A 24,734-nucleotide genomic window follows, 5' to 3' on the forward strand; every position below is an offset into this window, starting at 1 on the left:
CACCCCGCATGGACGTGCACGAGGCCCGCACCCGGTTCCGCGAGCTCCGGGAGAAGGACGGACCGGTCCCGGCCGCCGAACTCGACGCGATCTGGGCCGTGCTGGCCACCACCCGCCCGGAGGAGATACTCGGCGAGTGGAAGGGCGGCGAGTTCGCCACCGGCCATCCGCTCAACGGCATGCTGGCGAAGGCCGGCTGGCACGGCAAGCGGTTCGCCTCGGTGCACGACGCCAAGCCGCTGATGTGCCGGGACGCCACCGGCGCGCTGTACTCCAACCTGGAGCTCGGCAAGGGCGAGGCCAGCCTGTGGACCGTCGAGTTCCGGGGCGAGACGACGGCCACCATGGTCTACGACGGCCAGCCGGTGTTCGACCACTTCAAGTGGGTCGACGACACCACGCTGATGGGCATCATGACGGCCAAGGGCGTGCCCCCGGAGGGCCCCTTCTACTACTTCTTCCTCGAACGCGACACCGAGGCCGGGACCCCGCGGGAGGCGGCACCCGCCGGAGCCGGCGCGTGAGACACGTCCGTGCCGCCGTCGCCGCGGCACCCGGGGCGCCCTTCACGCTCCGGGACGCCGTGCTGGAGGACCCGCGGCCGTGCGAGGTGCTGGTGCGGACGACCGCGGTCGGGATCTGCCACACCGACCTGGGGATGCGGGACACCTGGCCCGCGGCTCTGACGCCGATGGTCTTCGGCCACGAGGGCGCGGGCGTCGTCGAGGCGGTGGGCGCGGAGGTGACCGGTCTCGCGCCCGGGGACCGGGTGTGCCTCACCTTCGCCAGCTGCGGCGCCTGCGAGCAGTGCGCGGCCGGCCACCCCGCCTACTGCCTCGGCGCGCGGGCCCGGAACTTCTCCGGCGGGCGCGCGGACGGCACCACTCCGCTCTCGCTCGACGGCGCACCGCTGCACGCCGGGTTCTTCGGCCAGTCCAGCTTCGCCACCCACACCGTCGTCCACCGGCGCGGTGTGGTCAAGGTTCCGTCCGACCTCCCGCCCCAGGTCGCCGCGCCGCTGGGATGCAGCGGTCAGACGGGCGCCGGCACCGTGCTCAACCGGCTGCGCCCCGAGCCGGGTTCCGCGCTGGTGGTGCTGGGCGCGGGCGGGGTCGGCCTGAGCGCGCTGATGGCGGCGGTGGCCGCGGGCTGCGACCCGGTGGTGGCCGTCGACCCCGTCCCCTCCCGCCGCGCCCTGGCCGTCGCACTCGGCGCGCGGGCGGCGCTGGAGCCGGGTGACGGGCTGGTGGCGGCGCTGCGGGAGATCACCGGCGGCGGCGCGCACCATGTCGTCGAGACCACGGGCCGCGCGGACATGGCCCGCCCGGCGCTCGCCGCGCTGCGCCCGCGCGGGGAGCTGGCGCTCCTCGGCATCGGCGGCGAGGTGGCGTTCGACGTGATGGGGCTGCTCTCCCGGGGCGTCCGCGTCCACGGCGTGCTGGAGGGGGACTCCGACCCGGGGCGCTTCGTCCCCGAGCTGATCGCGCTGCGCGCCCGTGGTCTGTTCCCGATCGACCGGCTGGTCACCACCTTCCCGTTCGAGGACATCGAGGCGGCCGTGGCGGCCATGCGGGACGGGGGTGCGGTCAAGCCGGTCCTCACCTTCGGCGAACCGGGCGCGGTGTGACGCGGGGCGCGGGCGACACGGGCGCGGTGTGAGCCAGGTGGGGCGTGAGCCAGGCACGTCGTGGGCCGGGCAAGGCGGGGGCGTGAGCCGGACTCGCCGCGAGTAGGCCCGGGCGCGGCCGGCGGGTGGCCCGGGCGGGGCGGGCGGGCGCGGCCGGCGGGTGGTCGGCGGGTTGACCCAAGCCGCGCGGCCGGCGGGTGAGCCGGGCGGGCCGTCCGGAAGGCGCCCTGCCTGCTGACGGCGTGTGATTCACTGATCCGCATGGCCTCCGTCCCCCCGTCGGCACGTCCGGCCGGGACGGCGCGGCCGGCCCCGGCCACCCGGCCGCGCAACCGCAGGCAGCTCATCGTCGACGCGGCCGGACGGGCCTTCAGCGAGCGCGGCTACCACGCGGCGTCCATGGAGGAGGTCGCCGCCGCGGTGGGCATCACCGCGACGGCGCTGTACCGGCACTTCCCCAACAAGTACGCGCTGTTCGCCGAGTGCGCCGACGTGATGGTGGACGGGCTGGTGGCCGCGCTGGACGAGGTGCCGTCCGGGGCGCCGCCCGCGGAGGTGCTCGCGGCCGTCACCCGGATCACTGTCGCCCACCGCTCGTCGGGCGGTGTGTACCGGTGGGAGGCCCGGTACCTCGACCGCGAGGACCGCCGGCGTCTCAAGGTGAAGTTCAACCGCCTGGTCGAGCGGGTCGACGAGGCGGTGCAGCGTGAACGCCCCCTGTCCGACGGGCGGCTGCGGGCCACCGCGGCGCTCGGCGCGATCGGGTCGGTCACGATGCACCGCACGTCCATCGCCCAGCGCCGGGCGGAGGACCTGCTGCTGGCGTCCGCGCTGCGGGTCGCCGGGAGCGGCCCGGCGGCCCGGGTGCCGACCGCGCACCTGGTCGAGCTGCCCGCCCGGCCGGTGCCGCGCACCCGGCGGGAGGAGATCCTCGCCGCCTCCGTGCCGCTGTTCGCCCGGGACGGGTTCACCAGTGTCACCAACGGCCAGATCGCGGAGGCGGTGGGGCTGACCCCGTCCGCGCTCTACCGCCACTACCCCGGCAAGACCGACATCCTGGCGGCGGCCTGCCTCCAGGCGGCGGGGCTGCTGGCCCAGGGGGTGGAGCGCAGTCTGCGGGAGGGGGACGGCCCGCGGGACGCGGTCGTCGCGCTGGCGGCGACGTACGTGGCCTACAGCTTCGAGTACACCGACCTCAACAGCGTCGCCGAGGCCGAGGTGCGCGGTCTGCCGGCCGGCCCGCGACGGCCTTTGGTGCTGGCGCAGCGCAGGCACATCGCCGTCTGGGAGCAGCGGTTGCGGCTGGCACGCCCGGAGCTGGACCCGCGCCAGGCCCGGGTGCTGGCGCACGCCGGGTTCGGTGTGGTGGTCGAGGCCGGACGCCGGCTGCGGTGGCGGGACACCCCGGGGAACCGGGAGGCCGTGACCGCTCTGGTCGTGGCCGCCCTCGGGCTCCGAGGGGAACCGGAGCGCCGGTGACGGCCCGGCGCGGGCTCCGGCGGGAGCCGCAACGCCGGTGACGGGGCGCCCGCCGCCGAGCGGCTCAGGCGCCCCGTCGCGGTGTCCGTCCCCGGCCCCTGTTGCCGGGGGCGGACACGTCCGGGGGCGGAACGGCGGGCTCAGGCGGCCCTGTTGCCGATGGGGATGGTGATGGGCGTCGTCTTCCCGGAGGAGCCCTTGTTGAGGAAGAGCATGGCAAGGGCGCGGATGAACTGGTCGAGCATGTAGAAGGTGCCGGGCATGACGGGCGACAGCCCCTCGCGGAAGAGGATGAACGCCGGCCAGGCGGTGCGGACCAGGGCGGCGGCGGCGTAGTCGCGCTTGAGCCCGAGCCAGTCGCCGACCTCGTCGCTGAGGACGTAGCGCACGAACTCGTTGAGGAAGCCCCGGGTGACCCCGAGGTCGATCTGCGCGGTGAGGCCGAGCAGTTCCTCGGCGAGCTCGATGCCCTCGGTCGACGGGGTGAGGATCGGGTCGAGCATCTGGGCCGCCTGCCGCTCGGCGGCCGCCCAGGTCTTGGGGATGTGCTCGTACGGCACGCCGAGCAGGTGCACGGCGACCTGCCACGAGTGCAGGAACGCCTCCTGGTCCGCCGCCGGGTACGGGATCCGCCAGTCGAGCAGCTTGCGGTGGACGTAGGTGCCGAGGCTGTGGAAGGTGACCAGGATGTCGGCGGCGCTGATCGGGATGGTCTCGTCGGCGACCGCCCGCCAGTGCGGCGACTGCGGCAGCAGGTGGCGTACGGCCGCGTGCACCACGCGCGTCTTGTTGGCGGTGACGACGAACTGCCCCGTCGGCTCGAAGGCGCCCAGCTCGGCGAGGTCGTAGCCGAAGGTGAACGTCTTGGCGGCGCGGTCCTGCATGTCGGCGCCGCCCGCGGACCAGTAGACGCTCTTGGCCTCGCGGGGGATCACGGTGCTCATGATGCCGCTGCCGAGGCCGTAGAGCATGAACAGGTACGTGTCCCTGCGCCGGTTGAAGTCGGCGGCGCGCTTCAGCTTGGCCGGGTCGGCCCAGGAGGGCAGGACGTTGACCTGCCGCAGGTAGGCGTTGAACTCGGCCGGGACGCCGGTGGGCAGCGGGTCGTTGTTGTTCACCCAGGACGCCCACGCGGTGTTGATGGCCGGCACGTGCCCGCCGGTGATCATCTTCGCCATCAGCGGATCGGCCGCGGTGTCCCAGATCCACTCCGGTCCGGTGGCCGCCGCGCCCTGGGCCCCGGGTGCCGCCGCCCACGCCCTGGCGGGGTTCGCCACGCCCACGAGGCCGAGCGCGACACCGAGGGACAGTGCCTTGCGCCTGCTGAGGTTCTCCATTGACTTACCTGCTTCCCTGATGGGCCAGACGTTCCAGGTGCCTTCGCAGACTTGCCGGTTGCGCGGGCGATACGTGCCGAACCGTGTCGCAACCTTGTCGCACAGATGTGATTCTCGATTAACATAGCGAGCCGCGTCAGCGGGGGCAATGGTGGCGGCAGAGGCCGCCCGGAGCACCACGGAGACGCCAAGTCCCGGCCTTTGCCAGCCACTTCGCCAGGCGATCGTGTGCAACCTCTGGCGATCACGGCGCCGCGTGTGCTCCCCTGATGAAACAGTGAAGCACGATGTGTTTCATCGCATCAATCCCGGTGACATGTCCCGGGCAAACCGGTGAGGAGTCCGCAGAGATGGACGAGCTGAGCAGGCGCAAGATGCTGATCACGGGAGGGGCGCTCGGGGCGCTCGGGGCACTGGGAGCGGCGTCGCCGGCCCATGCGCGGGCCCTGTGGACCTGGGCGCCGAGCGGTTCGGTGGCGGGCAAGGGAGCGGGGCTCGACCCCGAGTGGGTCTGGGACGAGCAGGCCGACCCGGTGCTCGCCGCCGTGATCGAACGCGGCCAGGTGGCCCAGGTCAACCAGGCGCTGCGGCAGTGGACCCGCAACGACCAGCCGCTGCCGTCCGGCCTCCCCGCGGACGTGCGCGACTTCATGGAGTCGGCGCGGCGGCTGCCGTCCTGGGCCGACCCGGGCAAGCTGGCCGCGGCCGCCAGGTTCACCACGAAGAAGGGGATCTACACCGGGGCCCTGTACGGCCTGGGCAGCGGTCTGATGAGCACCGCCATCCCGAGGGAGGCGCGCGCCGTCTACTACTCCAAGGGCGGCGCGGACATGAAGGACCGCATCGCCAAGACGGCCCAACTCGGCTACGACGTGGGGGACCTGGACGCGTACAAGCCGAGCGGCGGAATGATCGTCACCGCCGTGAAGACGCGCATGGTGCACGCGGCCGTACGCCACCTGCTGCCCCAGTCGCCGGGCTGGGACCGGACCAGCGGCGGCCAGACCATCCCCATCAGCCAGGCCGACGTCATGGTGACCTGGCACAGCCTGGCCACCTTCGTGATGCGGAAGCTCAAGGACTGGCGGGTGCCCGTCACCACCGCCGAGTCCGAGGGCTTCCTGCACGTCTGGCAGGTCACCGCGCACATACTCGGCGTCCTGGACGAGTACATCCCCGCCAGCTGGGCCGAGGCCGAGGCCCAGTCCCGGCAGGTCCTCGACCCGGTCCTGGCGTCGACACCCGAGGGCAACGAACTCACCGACGTCCTCCTCGACATCGTCGCCGAGCTCGACGCCGGTCTCACCCGCCCGCTCATCAACGCCTTCGCCCGCTACACCCTGGGCGACCGGACGGGCGATCTGATCGGCCTGGACCGGGAGCCGTTCTGGCAGCCGCTGATCAGCGGTGCCTGGCCGCTGCTGGTGGCGTTCCGCGAGGGCCTCATCCCGCTGCCGCTGATCCCGCAGGCGGCCTGGACAGTGGAGGAGGCCCTCCGTAAGTTCGTCCTGCTCTACCTCTCCGAGGGACGGGGCATCAACATCGAGATCCCTGACGCCAACCGCCCCTCCTGAGCCACCCGGTGGAGACGATGACCACGACACCCGGTGACGGCGCCGAGCGCCCGCCCCGGCAGGACCCCGGCCGGCAGCCCGTCGGACGGCGCCGCTTCCTCGGATACGTACTGGCCGCCCCCACGCTGATGACGGCCGCCCCGCTCGCGGCGGCGTCCGACGCACGGGCCGGCCAGGCGGGAGCGGGGCAGGGGACGGCGGGGATCCCCTCGCCGGAGATCACCGAACTGGTCGATCTCAACGAGGTGATGACGGCCGCCGCCCTGCCGACGTCCGGCCTGATCACGGTCGAGGTGCACACCGACGGCACGGTGTCCTTCGCACTGCCGAGGACCGAGGTGGGGCAGGGCATCACCACCTCGACGGCGATGCTGATCGCCGAGGAACTCGGCGTGCCCCTCGCGCGGGTGCGGGTCACCCTGGCCGACGCGCGGCCGGAGCTGCTGTTCAACCAGCTCACCGGCGGGTCGAACACGACGTTCTCCACCTACACCCCGATCCGGGTCGCCGCCGCGATCGCCCGGAGCAGGCTGCTCCGGGCCGCGGCGGACGACTGGGGCGTCGCCGTCACCGACGTGACCTGGAAGGACGGCGTCGTCTCCGGCCCCGGCGGCCGGAGCGCCGGCATCGGGGACCTCTCCCCCGCGGCGGCGGGCGTCCGGACCGAGCAGGTGTCCGTCGCCCTCAAGGACCCCGGGTCGTTCACCGTGATCGGCCGCCCGCACGGCCGCGTGGACGCCCGCGCGGCCGTCACCGGGCAGAAGAAGTTCACCCTGGACCTCGACGTCCCGGACGCCCTGCCGACCATGGTGTGCCGTCCGCCGACGATCAACGGCACCGTCGGATCGGTGGCCAACGCCGCCGAGGTCCGCGCCATGCCCGGGGTCACCGACGTCGTCGTGATCCCCACCGGGGTGGCGGTGCGGGCGACGACCTTCGGCCGGTGCATCGACGCCGTGCGCGCCCTGCGGGTGGCATGGCGGCCGGGGAGCGCCGAGGGCGCCTCCGACGCCTCCGTCCTCGCCACCCTGCGGGACGCCGAACTCCCCATGGGGCTGCCGCCGCTGACACCGAGCGTGGAGGAGCGGTTCACCTTCCACTTCCGCAGCAACAGCGCGCTGGAGCCCAACTGCGCGATCGCCGACGTGCGCCCCGGCCGGGCCGAGGTCTGGTCGAGCCTGAAGGCGCCCATCGTGGCGAAGGAGATCATCGCCGCCAGGCTCGGTCTGCCGCTCGGCGCGGTGACCGTGCATGTGACGGAAGGAGGCGGGTCCTTCGGCCGCAAGCTCTTCTTCGACGCGGCGCTGGAGGCCGTCGAGGTCTCCCGGCGGATCGGCAAGCCGGTGAAGCTGATGTGGCACCGCGCCGACGACGTCCGCCAGGGGCGCACCCACCCCATGGCCACCTCGCGCGTCCGCATCTCCTACCTCGGCGACACCGTGCTCGGCTACAAGCAGCGGCACACCGGCGTCTCGACCGACCTCGGCCACGGGATCGGCGAGATCCTCACCGCGATGGCCGCCCGGCTGCCGGTCGGCGACAGGGCCTTCTCCCAGACCTTCTTCCAGCTCTCGCAGTCGATGCCCTACGAGTTCGGCGTGAACAGCCGGCTCCTGAGCGAGACCGGCAAGGGCTTCAACACCGGCAGCATGCGGGGCGTCTACTCCCCCGACGTCACCTGCGCCAGGGAACTCCTCGTCGACCGGCTCGCCGCCAGGATGGGCAAGGACCCCTGGCGGTTCCGGCACGACGTCCTGCACGACGACCGCGCCCGCGCGGTCCTCGACACGGCGGCCGAGGCGGGCGGCTGGGGCAGGACCATGCCCGCGGGGACGGCGCAGGGCATCGCCTTCCACGCCGAGTACCACTCCGCCTGCGCGGTGCTGGTGGAGATCGACTGCCGCCCCGAGGTGACCGGCCGCCCCGTCCGCGACGGTGTCACCGGGCCCCGCGTCACCAAGGCCGTCGTCGCGGTGGACGTCGGTCTCGCCGTCAACCCGCGCGGGCTGGAGGCGCAGATGACGGGCTGCGTCATGGACGGCATCGCGCTGACCCTGACCTCCAGCCTGCACCTGCGGGACGGGCACTTCCTGGAGGCGAGCTGGGACAACTACTTCTACACCCGGCAGTGGAACACCCCTCCCGAGCTGAAGGTCGTCGTCATGCCCTCCACCACCGAACGGCCCGGCGGCGCGGGGGAACTCGGGGTGGCCGCCGCCATGGCCGCCGTCGCCTGCGCCTACGGGCGGGCCACCGGCACGATGCCCACGGTGTTCCCGATCAACCACGGCACGCTCTCCTTCACGCCGAAGCCCACCGTCCCGCCCGTCCCCGCCTCTCCCACCGACGGCCTCGACCACGTGCGCTGACACACCGGCTCGAACACGTCCGCCGACACCCCCCCGATCACGTCCGGCACCCACGTCCCCCACCGTCCCATCACGCCCGCCGCCCCCGTCCCCCACCGTCCGACACCGCTTGGAGTTTCCGTGCCTCAGCACACCTTCCGACTCAACGGCGAACAGGTCACGGTCGACGCGGCCGACGACGAGCGGCTGCTGTGGGTCCTGCGCGACATCCTCGGTCTCACCGGGCCGAAGTACGGCTGCGGCATCAACGTCTGCAAGGCCTGCACCAGTCATCTCAACGGCAGGGCGGCCAACCCGTGCGCCATCCCGGTGAAGGACCTGTCGCCGTCCGACGAGGTCACCACCATCGAGGGGCTGCCGGCCACCGTGGGCGCGGAGCTGCACCCGATGCAGGAGGCGTGGCTCGACCTGGACGTCGCCCAGTGCGGCTACTGCCAGCCCGGCCAGATCATGGCCGCCGTCGCCCTGGTCCGCCGGGTCGGGGAGGAGGGCCGCCAGGTCACCGAGGCCGACCTGGACGGCATCCGCAACATCTGCCGCTGCGGGACGTATCCGCGTATCCGCGAGGCGATCAGGGCGGGGGCCGAGAGGATGTGACGGAGCCCGCCCGGACGCGGGCCGGCCCCCGCCCGCCGGGGGCCCCGGGGCCGCCGGCGGGCGGGGATCCGGTGCGCCCGGGGATCCGGTCAGTCGGGGCCGGGGGCCGGTCAGTCGGCGCCCCGGGCGGGATCCGGTCAGTCGGGGGCCGGACCGGCGCAGACCGGGCGGCTCCCGCTGCCGCTGCGGGTGAGGGCGGCGGGGAGTTCCGTGCGGCGGCGTATCCCCAGCTTCCGGTAGGTGCTGGTCAGATGGGTCTCCACGGTGCGGCGGGCCAGGTGCAGCAGATCGGCGATCTCGGTGTTGGTCCGCCCGGCGGCGGCCAGTTCGGCGATACGGCGCTCACTGCCGGTCAGGGCCCCGGAGCCGGTCGCCGTCAGGGAGCCGCGGGCGCCGCCCTCCCGGAGGGCCAGCCCGGCCAGGGTGAACAGACGGACCTCTCCTCTGCGTTCGGCGAGGTCCGCCGCCTCGCGCAGCCGGTCGCGGGCCCGTCCGCGCTCACCGGCGGCGAGGAGCTGACGCCCCTGGGCGAGCAGGGCCTCGACCAGTTCCGTGCCGGTGTCCGCGGGCGCCTCCCGGAGCATGTCCACCGCCTCCCCCGCCAGCTTCAGACCGCGCCGGCCACCGGTCGCGCTGCCGAGCACCCGCAGCGCGCGGCCCACCGTCCGGGGGGTGTTCCACGCCTGGGCCAGCCGCAGTTCCTCGGCGGCCAGGTCCAGCGCCTCCTGGCCGCCGCCCAGTGCCAGCCGGCTCAGCGCCGCCGCCGTGCGCCAGGGCGTGACGACCGGGCTGACCACCTCGCGGGCGGCCTGGCGGCGTCCGCACTCCAGGAAGTCGTGGACCGCGCCCGCGTGGTCGCCGGCGGCGGCGCGCTGCACACCCCGCGCGTACAGGAAGCGGTTCAGTTCCCAGGACTCCGGCGCCCGGCTCAGGTCGAAGGCGTGCGCCAGCCGGGCGGCCTCCTCGGCGCGCCCGGTGTGGACGAGCGCCATCAGCGCATGGGCGTCCCGGTTGGTGGGCCAGGGGCGCGAACGCGGCCCGGTCGCGTCGCCCGCGGCGCCGAGCAGGGCGGTGTGGTGGCCGCGGGCCGCCGCGATGTCGGCCCGGGTGTTGAGCAGCGCGTGCTGCATGGGATGGAGCAGCGCGGGGTGCTGCTCGGCCAGGCCCCGGTCCACGAGCCGGTCCGCCTCGTCGAGTTCGTCGGCCCACTGGGCGACCGCGGCGGCCGTGCCCAGCAGGAACGGCTCGGCCAGGGGGTCGGCCGGCTGCGCGAGCAGCGCCCGTACACGGGTCATCGCCTCCCCGGCGGAGATCAGTCCGGCCGTCGCGGCGTACCGCACCAGCAGGATCTGTCCGGCGGTGCCCACGAGCTCCGGGGAGTGCCCGTCGGTCTCGAACAGCCGGCCGTAGATCTCCTGACGGGCCGCCAGGTCCATGTCCGACAGCAGCGCGGTGGCGGTCTGCACGGTACGGGTGAGCCCCGGATGCCCGTCCAGCCGGCCCTCGGTCCGCCGCATCACGTCCAGGGCGGTGCGGATCTCGCCGCGCCCGGCCAGCGCGGTGCCGAGGGCGACCGCGGCCCGCACCCGGTCCCTCGGCTCGGCGGGCAGGTGCTGCGCCTCGGCGAGACGGGCGATGGCCGCGGCCGCGTCCGCCGACGCGTACTCCAGGGAACCCAGTTCGGTCAGCAGCCGCTGGCGCCGGTCGTCGGCGAGCGGTTCGGCCAGGGCGCGGCGGAGGTAGGCGGCGGCGTCCCGGGGCCGTGCGTCGTGGACCGCCACCGTCGCCGCGTCCCGCAGGACGCGCAGCGCCCAGGGCAGGGGGACTGCCGGGGTGCGCAGCAGATGCCGGGCGATCGCCTCGACGCGCTCGCCGCGGTTCAGCATCGTCTCCGCGGCCGCCCGGTGGGCCGCCTCCCGGCGGGAGGTGGGCCAGCCGGTGAGCACGGCGTCGCGCAGCAGGGGGTGGGCCCAGCGGGGCCGGCCGGCGGTGTCGTGGCGCAGCATGCCGATCCGCGTCATGGCGGTGAGCCAGCCGTCGACGCGTGCGGGATCGGCCCCGGCGGCCGTCGCCAGCAGTCCGGCGAAGTCCGCGCCGTGGCCGCGTGCGTGGCCGGGTCCGTGGTCGAGCGCGTAACCGTGTCCGTGGTCGGGCCCGTGGCCGGGTCCGTGATCGGGCCCGTGATCGGGCCCGTGGCCGGGTGCGTGCTCCGGCGCGGGGCCCTCCGCCGTGGCGGCGGCCTCGTCGTCGGACCATGCCTGTTCCAGCGCGGCGAGGCAGCGCGCCACGTCGGCCGTCGCCGGACCGGCGCTGTTGAGCCACCAGGACACGGCCGCCGGGTAGCTGCCGGGGTAGAGCGCGGCACAGGTCTCGGGCAGGGGCGGTACGCCGTCGGGGGTGGGACGGCCGGTCCGCGGATGGCTCCTGAGGTCGTCGAGCAGGGCATGGAGGAGCATCGGGCTTCCGGCGCCGGCCCGGACGGCCTCCGCCGTCCAGTGGGGCCCGGCCGCGGGGAAGGCGGCCCGGACCAGCCCGGCCGCCGCCTCGTCGCCGAGCGGGTCGAGGGTGTGGGCGCGGACGAGGGACGGGGGGAGGGACTGGGCGAGCCCGGTGGGCCCGGGGTCGATGTCGTACTGGCTGCGTTCGCCGGCCACCAGCAGTACGGGTAATCGGTCGACGCGCCGTACGGCCTCCCGCAGCCAGCGGCGTGACGGGGCGTCGGCGAGGTGGACGTCGTCCACCGCCACCAGCAGCGGGCCCTCGGCCGCGTAGGACAGCAGCAGCCGCCACAGTCTGGCCGCGCTGCCGCGGTCGTGGAGTCCCGGTGCGAGGTCGGGGAAGTCCGGAACGGGTCCGAGGAGTTGGAGCACGGTCGCGAACGGCATGCCGGTGTCCTCGGGCGAGCAGCGTGCCCGCAGCACCCGCAGCCCGCGGTCGGCCGCGTGGCGGACCGCGGATTCCAGGACGGCGGTACGGCCGGTTCCGGTCGCTCCCCGCAGCAGGACGAGGCCGCCGCTGCCGGAACGCGCGCGCTCCGTCTCGGCGACCAGCAGTGCCGTGGCGCCGTCGCGTTCGCGCAGCGGTCCGGTCATCAGTGCCTCCTGTGTGGACGGTGTGCTCCCCCGGTGGGTGAGACGCCGGAATCCGGGTGGGGGATGGTGTGAGGTGGCGCACCCCACCGGCGTCCCGCACGGTGTCCCCTGCCCGGCATTACCCCCTTCGACCTGCGGTGATGTGGGACGGGCCGCGTCGTCGCGGCGGTTCGGCGGGCCGGTCTCGTGGTGTGACTCGTGGTGGTCCACGATTGCGTCCCCGCGGCGTCCCCAGAAGTGTGGAACGTGCTCATCCGCCACCGGCCCGCGCTCCACTGCGGGCCGCTGAACAGGGGATACGGTTGCTCAACTCACCCCGGACCACAACCACGCCCATGACCGCCTCCGGCACCGGCCGGAGCGGTGGCGCCCCCGCCCGGCGGGTGCCGGTGGCGGTGTCGGCCACGGACCCGATCAGTCGCGAGGGCGCGGTCAGCCAGTTGCGCCGGCATCCGGAGATCGACCTGTGCGAGGAGTCCGCCCCCGGCACGGTGGCGCTGCTCGTCGAGGACGCGCTGGACGAGGCGGCGCTGACCCGGATGCGCAGAATCGTGCGCAGCGAGGGGTCACGCGTCGTGCTCGTGGTCGGCGCCCTGCGGGAGAGCGAGCTGCTGGACGTCGTCGAGTGCGGTGTCGGCGCGATCGTGTGGCGCCACGAGGCCACCGCCCACCGGCTGGTGCAGGCGGTGCTGGCGGCCTCCCGCGGCGACGGCGACCTGCCCGCCGACCTGCTCGGCCGGCTCATCGACCAGGTGGGCACACTGCACCGGGGCGCGGCGGGCCGGCCGGGCGCCTCCTCGCTCGGTCTCACGCCCCGGGAGGTGGACGTCCTGCGTCTGGTCTCCGAGGGCCTCGACACCGGTGAGATAGCGGGCAAACTGTCCTACTCCGAACGGACCGTCAAGAACGTGATGCACGGACTCACCACACGGCTCCATCTGCGCAACCGCGCGCACGCCGTGGCATATGCCCTGCGTGAAGGCTACATCTGACCGGCGGGGCAACCGCATACCGGCCCCCGGTGACCGCGGGGGCAGCGGAGACTGCCCGGCCGCCCGCCCCCGCGCGCGTGCGGCCGGAGCGGCGGCCGGGGGACCATCGAGGGTGGACGACGGGCCGGGCGCCACCGGCGGTGCGGGCAGAGCGGGAGCACAGGCGTGATCCACGAGGTGGACGAGACACTCAAGGGCCTCCTCGGCCAAGGGGCGTTGACGGGATCGGGGATCGAGGTGTCCTTCGAGGCGCCCACCCGTGACTGGGCGGCCCGGCGCAACGCGCCGGTGGTCAACACGTATCTGTACGACATCCGGGAGGACGTGAGCCGGCGTCAGCGCGGGCAGATGGCCGTGCGGGACGAGCGGGACGTCGTGGTGCGCCGGCGGCAGCCGCCGCGCTGGTTCCGGCTCTCGTACCTGGTGACGGCCTGGACGAAGACCCCGCAGGACGAGCACCGGCTGCTGTCCGCCGTGCTGGCCACCCTGCTGCCCCGCGAGGTGCTGCCGCCGGACGAACTCCCCGGCTCCCTGCGGGCGCTGGGACTGTCCGTGCCGCTGACGGTGGCCGGCATCCAGACGGAGTCCCGCTCGCTCGCCGAGATCTGGTCCGCGCTCGGCGGCGAGCTGAAGCCGTCCCTCGACCTGGTGGTCACCGCGCCCTTCCCGGCCTTCCCGGAGTACGACGCGGGTCCGCCGGTCACCGAGGGTGCGACGGTGCGGGTGGGCGGCCTGGACGGCGATCCGCCCGCGTCCGGGGGCCGTTCCCACCGCCCCCACCAGGTGGCGCGCGCCCGCGCCGCCCGGAGCACCCGCAAGGACGAGGGCTCCCGCCGGGCGGACCCGCGGTGACCGCCCACGACATCGCCGCACCACCGGCCGCGGCCGACCCCGGCGCCCCGGCGGACGGCGGGCCCGCGCTCGCCCTGCTGGACCGCCTCGCGGCCCTGCGGGAGCGGGTGACCGTGCTGGTCGAGCACCGGTCGGCGGGCGACCCGACCGCCGGTGACCCGCTGCGCGGCCTGTACCTGTCCGACGAGGCGGTGCGCCATCTGCTGCACCATCCCGCGCCCACGGACCCGGACGCCGCTCCCCCGCCGCCCGTCCCTGACGCCACCGGCACGCCCTACGACGCGGACGGGGTTCCGGACACCGCCGCTGGCGCGTCCCCCTTCGACGCGGACGGTGCCCCGTACGCGGGCGACCGGCTGGCGTGGCTGGCCCTGCGGGCGGGGCTGACCGGCCTGGACACCGCCCTGCTGCTCATCGCCCTCGCCCCGGACGTCGACCGCCGCTTCGAGCCGCTCTACGGCTATCTCAACGACGATGTGAGCCGCCGCCGTGCCACCGCCGGCCTCGCCCTCGACCTGTGCGCCGTCCCGGCGCACGACACGGCCGCCCGTGCCCGTCTGCACGCCTCGGCTCCGCTGCGCGCCCTCGGCCTGCTGGAGGTCGAGGAGCCCGAACGCCCCTTCCTCTCGCGGCCGTTGCGCGTGCCTGACCGGCTGGCCGGCCATCTCCTCGGTGACGACACCCCGGACGCGGCGCTCTCCGGACTGCTGCGCCCGCTGCCCGAGCCCCTGCCCGAGCCGCCGTCCGACGGCACCGCGGCGGACCTCGCCGCACGGGACTTCACGCACCGCCTCTCCGCGCTCCTGCGGGGCGGTCCGCTCACCGTCTACCTCCGCGAGGAGCGCGAGGGGGACGGACTCGCCGCCGCGTCCGCGGCCCTCGCCGCGGCCGGCCTCGACGCGCTGTGCTGCGCCGAACCCGGTGACCGGGTGCCCGAGTTGCTGCGGGAGGCCCGCCTCGGCGGCCGGGCCGTCGTCGTGCCGGGCCTGCCCGGGAAGGCGGGCCCGCTGGTGCGGGCGCTGACCGCGGCGGACGACGTGACGGTGCTGATGACGGGCGCGCGCCCGTACGACCCCGACTGGTCCCCCGTCGACCCGCTGGTCCTCGACGCGCCGGGCCGCGGGGCGGGCGGGGCGGCCGTCTGGCGGGCCGCGCTCGGCGCGGACGCCGACGGGTTCGACGTGGCCGGCACGATCGCCCCGTACCGGCTGGGCGGCGACCGCGTCCGGCGGACCGCGCGGGCCGCCCGCGCCCTCGCCGCCTTCGACGGCGGCCCGGTCACCGCGGCCCATCTGCGGCTCGCCGCCCGCCGCCAGTCGGCCTCCGGCCTGGAGAGCCATGCCCGCCGCATCCGGCCCGCCGTGGACTGGCGGGACCTGGTGCTGCCCGAGGCGCCGCTCACGCAGTTGCGCGAACTCGCGCTGCGCGCCCGCCACCGCGACCGCGTCCTCGGCGACTGGCGCCTGAGCGCGGGCGGCGGGCGCGGCCGGGGCGTCCTCGGTCTGTTCGCGGGCGAGTCGGGCACCGGGAAGACCCTGTCGGCGGAGGTGGTCGCGGCCGACCTGGGCCTGGACCTGTACGTCGTGCAGCTCTCCTCTGTCGTGGACAAGTACGTCGGCGAGACCGAGAAGAACCTCGAACGGATCTTCACGGAGGCCGACCGCACCGACGCGGTGCTCCTCTTCGACGAGGCCGACGCCGTCTTCGGCAAGCGCTCCGAGGTCAAGGACTCGCACGACCGGTACGCCAACATGGAGAGCGCCTACCTGCTCCAGCGGCTGGAGTCCTTCGACGGCATCGCCCTGCTCACCACCAATCTGCGGGCCAACATCGACGAGGCGTTCACGCGCCGGCTGGACCTGGTGGTGGACTTCCCGTTCCCGGACGCCGGGCAGCGGCTGGCGCTGTGGCGGCACGGTCTGGCGCACGTCCCGTCGGACGACGGCATCGACCCGGCCCCGCTCGCCGACGAGTTCGAGCTGGCCGGCGGGTCGATCCGCAGCGCCGTGGTCACCGCCGCCTATCTCGCCGCCGGGCGCGGGGACGTGGTGACGGCGCCGGACCTCCTGGAGGGCGCCCGGCGCGAGTACCGCAAGGCGGGCCGGCTGGTGCCGGGCGAGCACGGCTGGTGACATGCGACGGCCGCCGTCCGGCGGGGCGGGTGCCCCGCCGGACGGCGGCCGGCGGTGGGTCTCAGTCCTTCTTCGGCGTGATGATCTTCCACTCCTGGTCGTCGATGTTGGTGCAGTCGCCGATGCGCAGGCGGGCGTTGATGCCGCCGTCGCTCCTGCCCTCGACCTCCAGGCACTTGTTGTTGCTGGCGTAGTTGCGGATCCAGTAGTCGCCGCTGTCCTGCTTCTGGATCCACCAGAGCTGGTTGTCGGCGGTCGTGCCGTCGCAGTGGAACTCGGCGACGGGGGTGCCCACGGGCCGTCCGCCGTACTCGCCCAGGTCCATGCAGAACTTGTCCTTGACGTTGCGGATCTGGAAGAGCGGTGTGCCGCCGGGGCCCTGCTTGGGGTACTTGACCTCCAGGTCCCACAACTGGTTGTCCCGGTCGGTGCCGTCGCAGACGCTCTGCTGGACGGGGCCGTTGATCTCCCCCTTCTCGTGACCGGGCAGTTCGGCGCAGAGCTTGGTGGTGGTGTTGCGCAGCAGGACGTTCTTGGCCGGGACCACGGGCGGCGGACCGGCGGGCTTGGAGGGGCCTCCGCCGCCACCGCCGCCGTCGCCGTCCGGCTTCTCGGTCTTCGGCGGGTCGGGTTCCTCGGAGGGCTCGGGCGGGGCCGGCTCGACGGGCGGGGAGGGAGTGGGGCTGGGCGCGAGCGCGGCGCCCGCCTGCTCGGTCTGCTCCATCGCCTCCGTGCGGACCTGCGGCTTGTAGGAGATCCAGATCATCAGGAAGGCGATCGCCAGGACCAGCAGCAGGCCGAGGAAGGTCGCGAGCCAGGCGGGCAGGAAGCCGCGCTGGACGTACGTCCCCTCGACCTCCGTGGTGTCCGCCCCCGACCGGCGGACCGCCAGCGTGTAGGGGCGCTCCTCCTTGGAGCCGAACCAGGTGATCTGCCGGGGCTTCAGCGTCGTGTCGACGAACGCGGCACGGCCGGGCTCGATCTGGACGTTCGCCGGACTGATCCGGTACGAGAGGTGGTCGCCGTTGTCGCTGCCCCCGACCGAGGCCGTCACCCTGGTGTTGCCGAGATTGTCGACCGCCAGCTTCGGCCGCCCCCGGAACCGGCCCTTCACCGTCGGGGGCACCAGTTCCGCCCGCACCTCGGTGAACGGTGTGATCGTCAGGTTCCCCTCCGGGACGGTCACCGCCTCCGGGTGCTGCGTCGGCGTGATCCGCACGGCGTAGGGGTTCGGGCCGGCGACGGCGTCGGGGGTCCGGGGTGGAGCAAACGTCAGTTCGACGGTCCCGGTGGTGCCCGGGTACAGCCGCAGTGTCCCGGGCTCGACGGTCGTCCAGGGCGCCACGTCCCCGACGGGCTCGAACCGGTACTCGTCCACCACGTCACCGGTGTTGCGCACCCGCAGGCGTACCCGTGTGCTGCTGCCGGGGTCCACGGTGACGGACGAGGGTTCCAGAGAAGTCCAAAGGCTCACCCCCGCCACGCTAGCCACCGGGCCGCCCGCGGTCAGGAGCCACGGGGGCAGACCTGATTGCCCCGGCGGACCCGGCCGGGCGGTGGAACGGACGGTCCGCGGGGCCTTCCGGACGACCCCGCCGGGCAGCCCCTAGGCGTCGCTCATCTCGACGTCGGAGGCGTACTCGCCGAGCGGGACCATGCGGTAGGTGTCGGGGTCGCGCCAGTGGAACTGGCCGTCGGAGTCGTCCCGGTAGAGCGTCTGCCCCCGGTGGACGACGAGGGTGTAGCCGGAGACGCCCGGGTACGCGAAGCTGTGCGACGGCCCCGCCTCGGCGGTGCCGGACGCCGAGCCGCCCTGCTGCTGGTAGGCGAAGGCGGGGGCCGGGGCCGCCTGTCCGTCGTCGGAGGCGTAGTCGTCGGCGTACTCGTAGTCCATGCCGCCGTCGTCCCCGCCGTACTCATCCTGGTAGTCGGCGTAGTCGCCGTAGTCGGCCTGGGAGCCGGCGTAGTCGTCCTGGTCCGCGTAGTCCATGACGTCGCCGCCCTGGTACTCCGAGGCGCCGTCGTCCACCGTGGTCGCTGCCACGCTCGCGGTGTCACCGGCCACGGAGGCCGTGTCGGAACCGGACTCGGACGCGGTGTCGCTGTCGGGCTCCGCCGCCTGTGCCGGACGCCGCTCCGAGACGAAGCGGCGGAGCGTCCGTTCCGCGATGTGCAGACGGTGGCTCATCGTGGACACGGTGTACGTCGCGCCGAGGTCGGCCACGAGCTGCGCGAGCGCCGGCGACATCAGGGAGGTCTTGAGGTTGCCGGGCTTGGACTTCGCGTCCTCCACGCGCCACTGCTTGTAGAAGTCGCTCGTGTTCCGCTCGGCCTTCATCAGGGCCTCGATCTTCTTCCAGCCCTTCGACTTGCGCTTCATCTCCCGGCCGGTCTTGCGGGTCGGCTTCTTGGACGCGGACTTCGGCTTCTCGGCGTACTTCCCCTTGTCCGGCCGGCGCACCACGGGGTCGCCCGCCTTGCGGTTGTCGCGGCGCTCATGGCCGGTGGTGCCCTTGACCAGACGCGACACGGCGGCGTGGACGGCCTCGGCGCTCCGCTCCGTCTCCACCCCGCGGATGATCTCGACCAGTTCGGCGCGGCTCGCCTTCTTGTCCTTCTCCCACTTCCGGTAGACCTTGGCCTGCTCCTCGGGCCCGTCGTGGAGCCAGCTGTTCTGGATCTCCGTCCAGCCCGCCGCGTCGACGATCCGCGTGGCGCGCGCACGGGACTTGCCCTTCGAGGCGTCGTCGATCTTGGTGCCCTTGCCGACCTTCGCGCCACCGGTGCCGCCCGCGTAGCCGAGGTCGAGTTCCCGCTCGTAGGACGTGTAGACCGGAAGACCGGTCTCCTCGTCGAAGCCCGTCTCGACGTCGCTCGTGGAAGGGCTCCGGTAGTTGCGCCGCGCGGCGGCGGAGGCGTGTTCGAGGCTCTCGGGGCCGTTGCGCTCGTAGGCGTGCTCCGGCGGCTCGGTGCGGGACATGGCCGGGGTGCTCGGCAGCTCCCGGGCGAGGCGCAGCATCGTCTCCCGGAACTTCGGGTCCTTCACCACGTGGTCCTGGTGCTTGTACAGGTTCTCCAGGGACTCCCAGTAGTAGAAGCCCGGGTTGGGGTCGTAGTCCATGGTGCTGAAGCCGAGTTCGTTGCGGTAGTAGTCGAGCGCGGCCGTACAGCACAGGCAGCCGCGGTAGCGGCCCATGACGGCGTGCGGCGACCCCTTGGTCTCCTCGCCGGTGATGCCGGACGTGCGCAGCGCCAGCAGCAGCTTCTGCTCCGCGTGCATCAGCCCCTTCTCCGCCGGGACCTTGACGAAGAACACCGCGCCCTCGTACTGCTTGCCCGTCAGCATGAGGTGCAGCCGCGGGTCGTCGACGTCGATCACCGTCACCGGCTTGCCCCGGCGCTCGCGCAGGGCGTCGGCCACGGCGTCGTCGCGCTGGCCGGCCAGCATCGCCTGCGTCTTGACGTCGGCGCGGTTCAGCCGGTTCCGGTACTCGTCGGCGTCGGAGGCCGGCAGACCGCTCACCCGGCCCGCGTCGCTCTGGTGCGTGCCCACCAGGGAGGGGTAGGTGTCACGGGAGCCGTTGGTCTCGAAAGGCTTCAGCAGGTCCATGGACTCGTTGAAGTTGGAGGCGAAGAGCAGCCGGTTGTTGATCAGCATGCCCTGGACCTCGCGCTCGTTGACGGCCTTCTTCCCCGTCTGCTCGCGCCGGGCCTGGATGGCGTCGTACACCAGGAAGCTCTGGTGGGAGAGCGCCTGGGAGGTGCGGTCGTCCGCCATGGAGCGGGCGTAGCGCATCCTCACCTCCTCCGGTGCGGTGCCCTGGCGTCCGCCTCCGTAGGCGTAGTCCCACTCCTGCTTGACCTCCTCGTCGATGCCCTTGGCGATCTGGCGAGCGGACTTCTCCTTGACCTTGCCTGCGCTCCGGCCGCTGCCGCCCGCGCGCTGCACGGCGGCGGGGCCGTCGTCAGCGCCGGAGCGGACCGACCGCTGGGCGGCGACGGACGGGGCGGTGGTCGCCCCCGCCTCGAAGGCGTCGCCGTCGGCCACCGCCGACACCTCCGACGCCTGGCGCGGATCGGTGACGGTGACACCGGCGCCGTTGTCGTTGCCGGTCTCGCGGACGCCGCGGAGGTTCTTGTCCAGGTGGCTGGCCTCGTGGGCGAGGATCCTCGTGTTCCCGACGGCCGACGGGCCGAGGAAGATGTGGTTGCCGACGGTCATGGCCTCCGCGCCCAGCGCGGCGGTGGCGCGCTGCGCCGTGGGGTTGTCGTGGACGCGGCCCTCGGAGAGTCCGTCGTTGCGGTAGAACGCCTTCGCCCGGTCGAGGAACGGTTCCGGCAGGGTGCGGCTCGGCGTCGACATGGCGGCGTCGATGAGGCCGCGCTGGCCCTGCGGACCGGTGTCCTCGGCGCCCCCGTGACCGCAGCCGGCCCCGTGCCGGTGCGGCTCGGCGGCGGCGTCGGCGGAACGGGCGACGGTGGTCCCGTGCCCGCAGCCGGGCCCGTGCAGGTGCCGTTCCGCTTCGACGGCACGGGCGACGGCCGCGTTCCCCGCCGACCGCTGGAGCGCGAGCATCCGCCGGACCGGGTCCGGCGCGCCCGGCGTCACCGCACGACGGGGCGGCTGCCTCTCGTCGGACGGCTGCTTCCCCGCTCCGCGCTCCCGCACGACGCTCCCTCCACCACCGGACACCGATCCTTCAGCAGTACCGGGTCCGCGCGCATGCCGGCAGGGCCGCGGGGGCAGCATCGGGGGCAGAGGCTCCGGCCGCCCCCCTCCCGCGGCGCCTCCCGGCGGCCACCTGCCCCAACGGGCAGGACCGGGGGCAACCCCGGTGCCCCCGTACCGGCACCGGAGGACGTTTCGGCGGCGCAACGCGCGCGCGAGGGTGAGGACGTCTTGTCTCGCACCCCCGAGGAGAGCAGAGCATGCCGTCGTACCTGTCGCCCGGCGTCTACGTCGAGGAGGTTGCCAGCGGCTCGCGCCCGATCGAGGGGGTCGGCACGTCGGTGGCCGCCTTCGTCGGTCTCGCCCCGAGCGGGCCGCTGAACGAGCCCACACTGGTGACCAACTGGACGCAGTACGTCGCGGCCTTCGGTGACTTCAGCGACGGCTACTACCTCGCGCACTCCGTGTACGGGTTCTTCAACAACGGCGGTTCGGCGGCGTACGTCGTCCGGGTCGGCGGCTCCGCCGAGGACGCCGCCGGGAACGGCCAGGAGTCCGCGCGGTCCGCCGTGACGGGCGGCGCCCGCCAGGCCGCGCTGCCCGCCGCCGAGCCCCGGCAGCTCGGCACCTTCGCCGTGACGGCGACGGGCGAGGGCGGCGGCGCGCTGTCCGTCGAGGTCGCCGACGCCGAGGGCGAGGGCCCCGCGGAGCGCTTCAAGCTGATCGTCAAGGACGGCGACAAGCCGGTCGAGACCTTCGACGTGACGGCGAAGAAGGGCAGCCGCGCCTATGTCGTCACCCAGGTCAAGGAGCGTTCCAAGCTCATCTCCGTGACGGAGGCCGCGCCGTCCGCGCAGCTCGCCCGCCCGGACAACCAGACCGTGGCACTGCCCGCGCCGCCCCCGGCCGCCGACAACGCGCCGGCCGCCGTCCCGGGCGGGGCCTCGCACCCCGGCCCGGCGCAGTACCTCGGCGACTCCGCGGACCGTACGGGCTTCGGCGGTCTGGAGGCCGTGGACGAGATCTCCATGGTCGCCGTGCCCGACCTGATGGCCGCCTACCAGCGCGGCACCATCGACCTGGAGGCCGTGAAGGCCGTCCAGCTCGGCCTGATCGCCCACTGCGAGCTGATGGGCGACCGCGTCGCCATCATCGACCCGCCGCCCGGCCTCAACGCCCGCGACATCCGGGTCTGGCGCCAGGAGACGGCCGGCTACGACTCCAAGTACGCGGCCCTGTACTACCCCTGGATCAAGTCCTTCGACCCGGCGACCGGACAGACCAGGATGGTCCCGCCGAGCGGCCACGTCGCCGGAATCTGGGCCCGCAACGACACCGAGCGGGGCGTGCACAAGGCCCCCGCCAACGAGGTCGTCCGCGGCGCGGTCGACCTGGAGCTCCAGATCACCCGCGGCGAGCAGGACCTGCTCAACCCGATCGGCGTCAACTGCATCCGCGCCTTCCCCGGCCGCGGCATCCGCGTCTGGGGAGCCCGCACCCTCTCCTCCGACCCGGCCTGGCGCTACCTGAACATCCGCCGGTACTTCAACTACCTGGAGGAGTCGATCCTGATCGGCACCCAGTGGGTGGTCTTCGAGCCGAACGACCACAACCTCTGGGCGCGCATCCGCCGCAACCTCTCGGCCTTCCTGGTCAACGAGTGGCGCAGCGGCGCCCTGTTCGGGCAGAGCCCCGAGCAGGCCTATTACGTCAAGTGCGACGAGGAGACCAACCCGCCGGAGTCGGTCGACCTCGGCCGGGTCATCTGCGAGATCGGCATCGCGCCGGTCAAGCCCGCCGAGTTCGTGATCTTCCGGCTGGCCCAGTTCTCCAGCGGCAACGGGGAGCTGGAGGAGTAAGCGGACGCGGAGCACGCCTCCGTCCGCGCACCGCCTCCGTGCACCTCCCTCTCTCTCAAGGACAGCGAACACATGAGCCTTCAGCCGGGTGACGCCCTCACGTCACACAACTTCGGCCTCCAGATCGACGGTGTGATGGTCGAGTACCTCGCCGAAGTCAGCGGTCTCACCCTCGAACAGGACGTCATCACCTACCAGCAGAACAGCGCCCAGGGCAGGGCCGAGGTCGCGCTGCTGCCGGGTGTGCAGAAGAACGGCCAGTGCACCGTCGTGCGCGGTATGACGCAGTCGGCCTCGTTCACCCAGTGGATCAACGACTCGATCCGCGGCCAGATGAGCACGGCCCGCAAGAACGCGTCCATCATCGTGATGGACTTCCAGGACAACCCGGTGAAGCGCTACAACCTGCGCAACGCCTGGTGCAGCAAGATCGACACGAGCACGGTGAAGGCCGGCGAGGCCTCGGCCCTGACCGAGACCGTCACCATCGTGTTCGAAGAACTGGTCATCGAGTAATGCGGCGTTCGGCTGCCAAGGCTCCGGCCGCCGCGGCATCGCAGACCGCGGCGGCGGGGGCGGACTTTCCCCGGTCCGTCTCCGCCACCGCATCCGCCGGGCCGGCGGCGGACCCGGCGCCGCGGCAGTCGTTGCAGACCGAGTTCCCCTTCGAACTGCCGCGGGGGTACGTCGACGACGCGGGCACGGTCCACCGGGACGGGGTGATGCGCCTGTCGACCGCCCGGGACGAACTCGTCCCGCTGCGGGACGTGCGGGTGCAGGAGAACCCGGCCTATCTGTCGGTCGTGCTGCTCGGCCGGGTGATCACCCGGCTGGGCACGCTGACGATGGTGCACGACGGGGTCGTGGAGAACATGTTCGCGTCCGACCTGGCGTTCCTCCAGGACTTCTACCGGCAGATCAACGCGGAGGGCCACACCCGCGCGGCCGTGCAGTGCCCGCACTGCTCGGAGCCCTTCGAGGTGGAACTCGGCGGGAGCCGCCTGGGGGAATCGTGACGTACGCGACCGACCGGCTGCACGAGGAGATCGCGTACGTCGCCTACCACTTCCACTGGGGTCTGGACGCGATCCTGGACCTGGAGCACCAGGACCGGCGCCGGTACACCGAGCAGATCGCGTCCCTCGTGACGCGCGGCGCGACGGAGGGCTGAGCGGTGGCATTCCTGGACCGGCTTCGGGGACGTCGGGGCGGCGCGGCGGAGTCCGCGGGGGCGCCCACAGGGGCGTCGGAGGCGGCGGGTTCGCCGGATTCGGCGGGGTCGTTCGATTCGGCGGGGCCGGCGGCTACGTCGGCGACCGGGACGGGGACGGGGACGGCCGAGGTTGCGGCCGGTCCCGCGCCGGTGGTGGTGGCCGCGTGGAGCGGGCTGCCGCCGATCCAGCGGGCGACGGCCGACGGACCCACGGGCGTCGCGGACGCCGGCTTCGGCGGGCGGCTGCCGACCTGGCAGAACCCGTCGTTCAGCCGGGCTCCCTCCCCCGCGGTGCTGGACCCCGCCGCCGGGCTGCTGCCGGGCGCGCTCGCCGGCGCGTCCGGGTCGGCCGGGCCGGTGGGACCGGTCGGAGGGCTGGAGCGCCACGCGCCGAAGCTGCCGTCGGCCGCTCCCGCCCGCGGACCGGCCGCCCAGCGGACGCCCGTCGCGCCGCTCCGGGCGCTGCCCGTGGGGGCGCCCGCCTCCAGTGGGGCTCCCTCGGTGCGCACCGGAGCGCGGGCGGCGTCCGCCGCTCCGGCCGTGCAGCGCGCGCAGGCGAACGCTCGGGCCGCCGCGCCGGTCGCACCGGCCGTGTCTCCGGTGGCGCCCGTGGCGTCTCCGGCTGCGGCAACTCCGGCCGTGGGCACGGCGGGCCAAGGTGTCCGCGTGACTCCGGTGACGGCGGCTCCGGCCCCGGTCCGCCGGCCTCTGACCGAGGCCGCGCCGGCGCCGACAACCGTGCAGCGCCGCAGCCTGCCCACGGCCCGCCGGGCCCCGGGCCCGGTGCCGGGTGCTGAGGGGACATCGGGGGCGGGCGCCGCCTCGGGCTCAGGGCCGAGGTCGGCTCCCGTTTCGGGGTCGGCCTCCTCGGGCTCGGGGTCCGCTTCGGGCTCGGGGTCGGCCTCCTCGGGGTCAGCCTCCGTTGCGGGGTCGGCTTCGGGC

General features: G+C 74.0%; 17 protein-coding genes. 13 read left to right on the forward strand and 4 right to left on the reverse strand.

The window, feature by feature from the left end; genetic code table 11:
* Positions 1-8: 8 nt before the first annotated feature.
* The 3 genes from JE024_RS04015 to JE024_RS04025 all read left to right on the forward strand — a co-directional run bounded on the left by JE024_RS04015 (position 9) and on the right by JE024_RS04025 (position 3,106).
* The gene (locus JE024_RS04015; protein WP_205372242.1) at positions 9-524 is read left to right on the forward strand and encodes a DUF4334 domain-containing protein; all 516 of its coding nucleotides are present in this window, start codon (positions 9-11) and stop codon (positions 522-524) included.
* Positions 521-1,627, forward strand: coding sequence for an NAD(P)-dependent alcohol dehydrogenase (locus JE024_RS04020; RefSeq protein ID WP_205372243.1), 1,107 nt, complete (start codon positions 521-523; stop codon positions 1,625-1,627). The genes JE024_RS04015 and JE024_RS04020 overlap by 4 nt, the downstream gene beginning before the upstream one ends.
* A 261-nt stretch (positions 1,628-1,888) precedes the next feature.
* Positions 1,889-3,106, forward strand: coding sequence for a TetR/AcrR family transcriptional regulator (locus JE024_RS04025; RefSeq protein WP_205372244.1), 1,218 nt, complete (start codon positions 1,889-1,891; stop codon positions 3,104-3,106).
* A 140-nt stretch (positions 3,107-3,246) separates the two neighbouring features.
* Here JE024_RS04025 and JE024_RS04030 read toward each other — a convergent pair whose 3' ends face one another.
* Positions 3,247-4,443 (reverse strand): oxygenase MpaB family protein, encoded by a 1,197-nt coding sequence (locus JE024_RS04030; protein WP_205372245.1) that lies wholly within the window; start codon positions 4,441-4,443, stop codon positions 3,247-3,249.
* A 350-nt stretch (positions 4,444-4,793) separates the two neighbouring features.
* On the opposite strand from JE024_RS04030, the gene JE024_RS04035 reads away from it, so the two are divergent.
* From JE024_RS04035 to JE024_RS04045, 3 genes are all read left to right on the forward strand, one after another.
* Positions 4,794-6,017, forward strand: a complete 1,224-nt coding sequence (locus JE024_RS04035; protein WP_205372246.1) for an oxygenase MpaB family protein — start codon at positions 4,794-4,796, stop codon at positions 6,015-6,017.
* Positions 6,018-6,034: 17 nt separating this feature from the next.
* On the forward strand, positions 6,035-8,386 hold the full coding sequence (locus JE024_RS04040) for a molybdopterin cofactor-binding domain-containing protein (protein ID WP_205372247.1): 2,352 nt from the start codon (positions 6,035-6,037) through the stop codon (positions 8,384-8,386).
* Positions 8,387-8,506: 120 nt separating this feature from the next.
* Complete coding sequence (locus JE024_RS04045; RefSeq protein WP_205372248.1) at positions 8,507-8,983, forward strand: (2Fe-2S)-binding protein; 477 nt, start codon at positions 8,507-8,509, stop codon at positions 8,981-8,983.
* Between the two features lie 137 nt (positions 8,984-9,120).
* Here the strand turns inward: JE024_RS04045 and JE024_RS04050 are convergent, their stop codons facing one another.
* On the reverse strand, positions 9,121-12,075 hold the full coding sequence (locus tag JE024_RS04050; RefSeq protein ID WP_205372249.1) for a helix-turn-helix transcriptional regulator: 2,955 nt from the start codon (positions 12,073-12,075) through the stop codon (positions 9,121-9,123).
* Between the two features lie 335 nt (positions 12,076-12,410).
* Here JE024_RS04050 and JE024_RS04055 point away from each other — a divergent pair, with 335 nt between their 5' ends.
* The 3 genes from JE024_RS04055 (at position 12,411) to JE024_RS04065 (ending at position 16,051) form a co-directional block, all read left to right on the forward strand.
* Positions 12,411-13,067 carry a helix-turn-helix transcriptional regulator gene (locus JE024_RS04055; RefSeq protein WP_307840690.1) on the forward strand — a complete coding sequence of 219 codons (657 nt, stop codon included), beginning with the start codon at positions 12,411-12,413 and terminating at the stop codon, positions 13,065-13,067.
* 165 nt (positions 13,068-13,232) lie between these two features.
* Complete coding sequence (locus JE024_RS04060) at positions 13,233-13,919, forward strand: Pvc16 family protein (protein ID WP_205372251.1); 687 nt, start codon at positions 13,233-13,235, stop codon at positions 13,917-13,919.
* Entirely contained in the window at positions 13,916-16,051 is a 2,136-nt protein-coding gene (locus JE024_RS04065; protein WP_372449766.1) for an ATP-binding protein, read from the forward strand. Before JE024_RS04060 ends, JE024_RS04065 begins: the two co-directional genes overlap by 4 nt.
* A gap of 61 nt (positions 16,052-16,112) precedes the next feature.
* On the opposite strand, the gene JE024_RS04070 is transcribed toward JE024_RS04065, so the two are convergent.
* Together JE024_RS04070 and JE024_RS41870 are read right to left on the reverse strand one after the other, a co-directional pair.
* On the reverse strand, positions 16,113-17,525 hold the full coding sequence (locus JE024_RS04070; protein ID WP_205372252.1) for an RICIN domain-containing protein: 1,413 nt from the start codon (positions 17,523-17,525) through the stop codon (positions 16,113-16,115).
* 132 nt (positions 17,526-17,657) lie between these two features.
* Positions 17,658-20,720, reverse strand: coding sequence for an eCIS core domain-containing protein (locus JE024_RS41870; protein ID WP_280521542.1), 3,063 nt, complete (start codon positions 20,718-20,720; stop codon positions 17,658-17,660).
* 260 nt (positions 20,721-20,980) lie between these two features.
* On the opposite strand from JE024_RS41870, the gene JE024_RS04080 reads away from it, so the two are divergent.
* From JE024_RS04080 to JE024_RS04095, 4 genes are all read left to right on the forward strand, one after another.
* Complete coding sequence (locus tag JE024_RS04080) at positions 20,981-22,579, forward strand: phage tail sheath subtilisin-like domain-containing protein (RefSeq protein ID WP_205372253.1); 1,599 nt, start codon at positions 20,981-20,983, stop codon at positions 22,577-22,579.
* Between the two features lie 72 nt (positions 22,580-22,651).
* The gene (locus JE024_RS04085) at positions 22,652-23,095 is read left to right on the forward strand and encodes a phage tail protein (RefSeq protein WP_205372254.1); all 444 of its coding nucleotides are present in this window, start codon (positions 22,652-22,654) and stop codon (positions 23,093-23,095) included.
* Complete coding sequence (locus JE024_RS04090; RefSeq protein WP_205372255.1) at positions 23,095-23,595, forward strand: hypothetical protein; 501 nt, start codon at positions 23,095-23,097, stop codon at positions 23,593-23,595. The genes JE024_RS04085 and JE024_RS04090 overlap by 1 nt, the downstream gene beginning before the upstream one ends.
* A complete protein-coding gene (locus JE024_RS04095; protein WP_187743631.1) occupies positions 23,592-23,750 on the forward strand; it encodes a DUF6760 family protein in 159 nt (52 codons plus the stop codon). Before JE024_RS04090 ends, JE024_RS04095 begins: the two co-directional genes overlap by 4 nt.
* The last annotated feature ends 984 nt before the right edge of the window (positions 23,751-24,734 follow it).

Source organism: Streptomyces zhihengii, assembly GCF_016919245.1.
Lineage (GTDB): Bacteria > Actinomycetota > Actinomycetes > Streptomycetales > Streptomycetaceae > Streptomyces > Streptomyces zhihengii.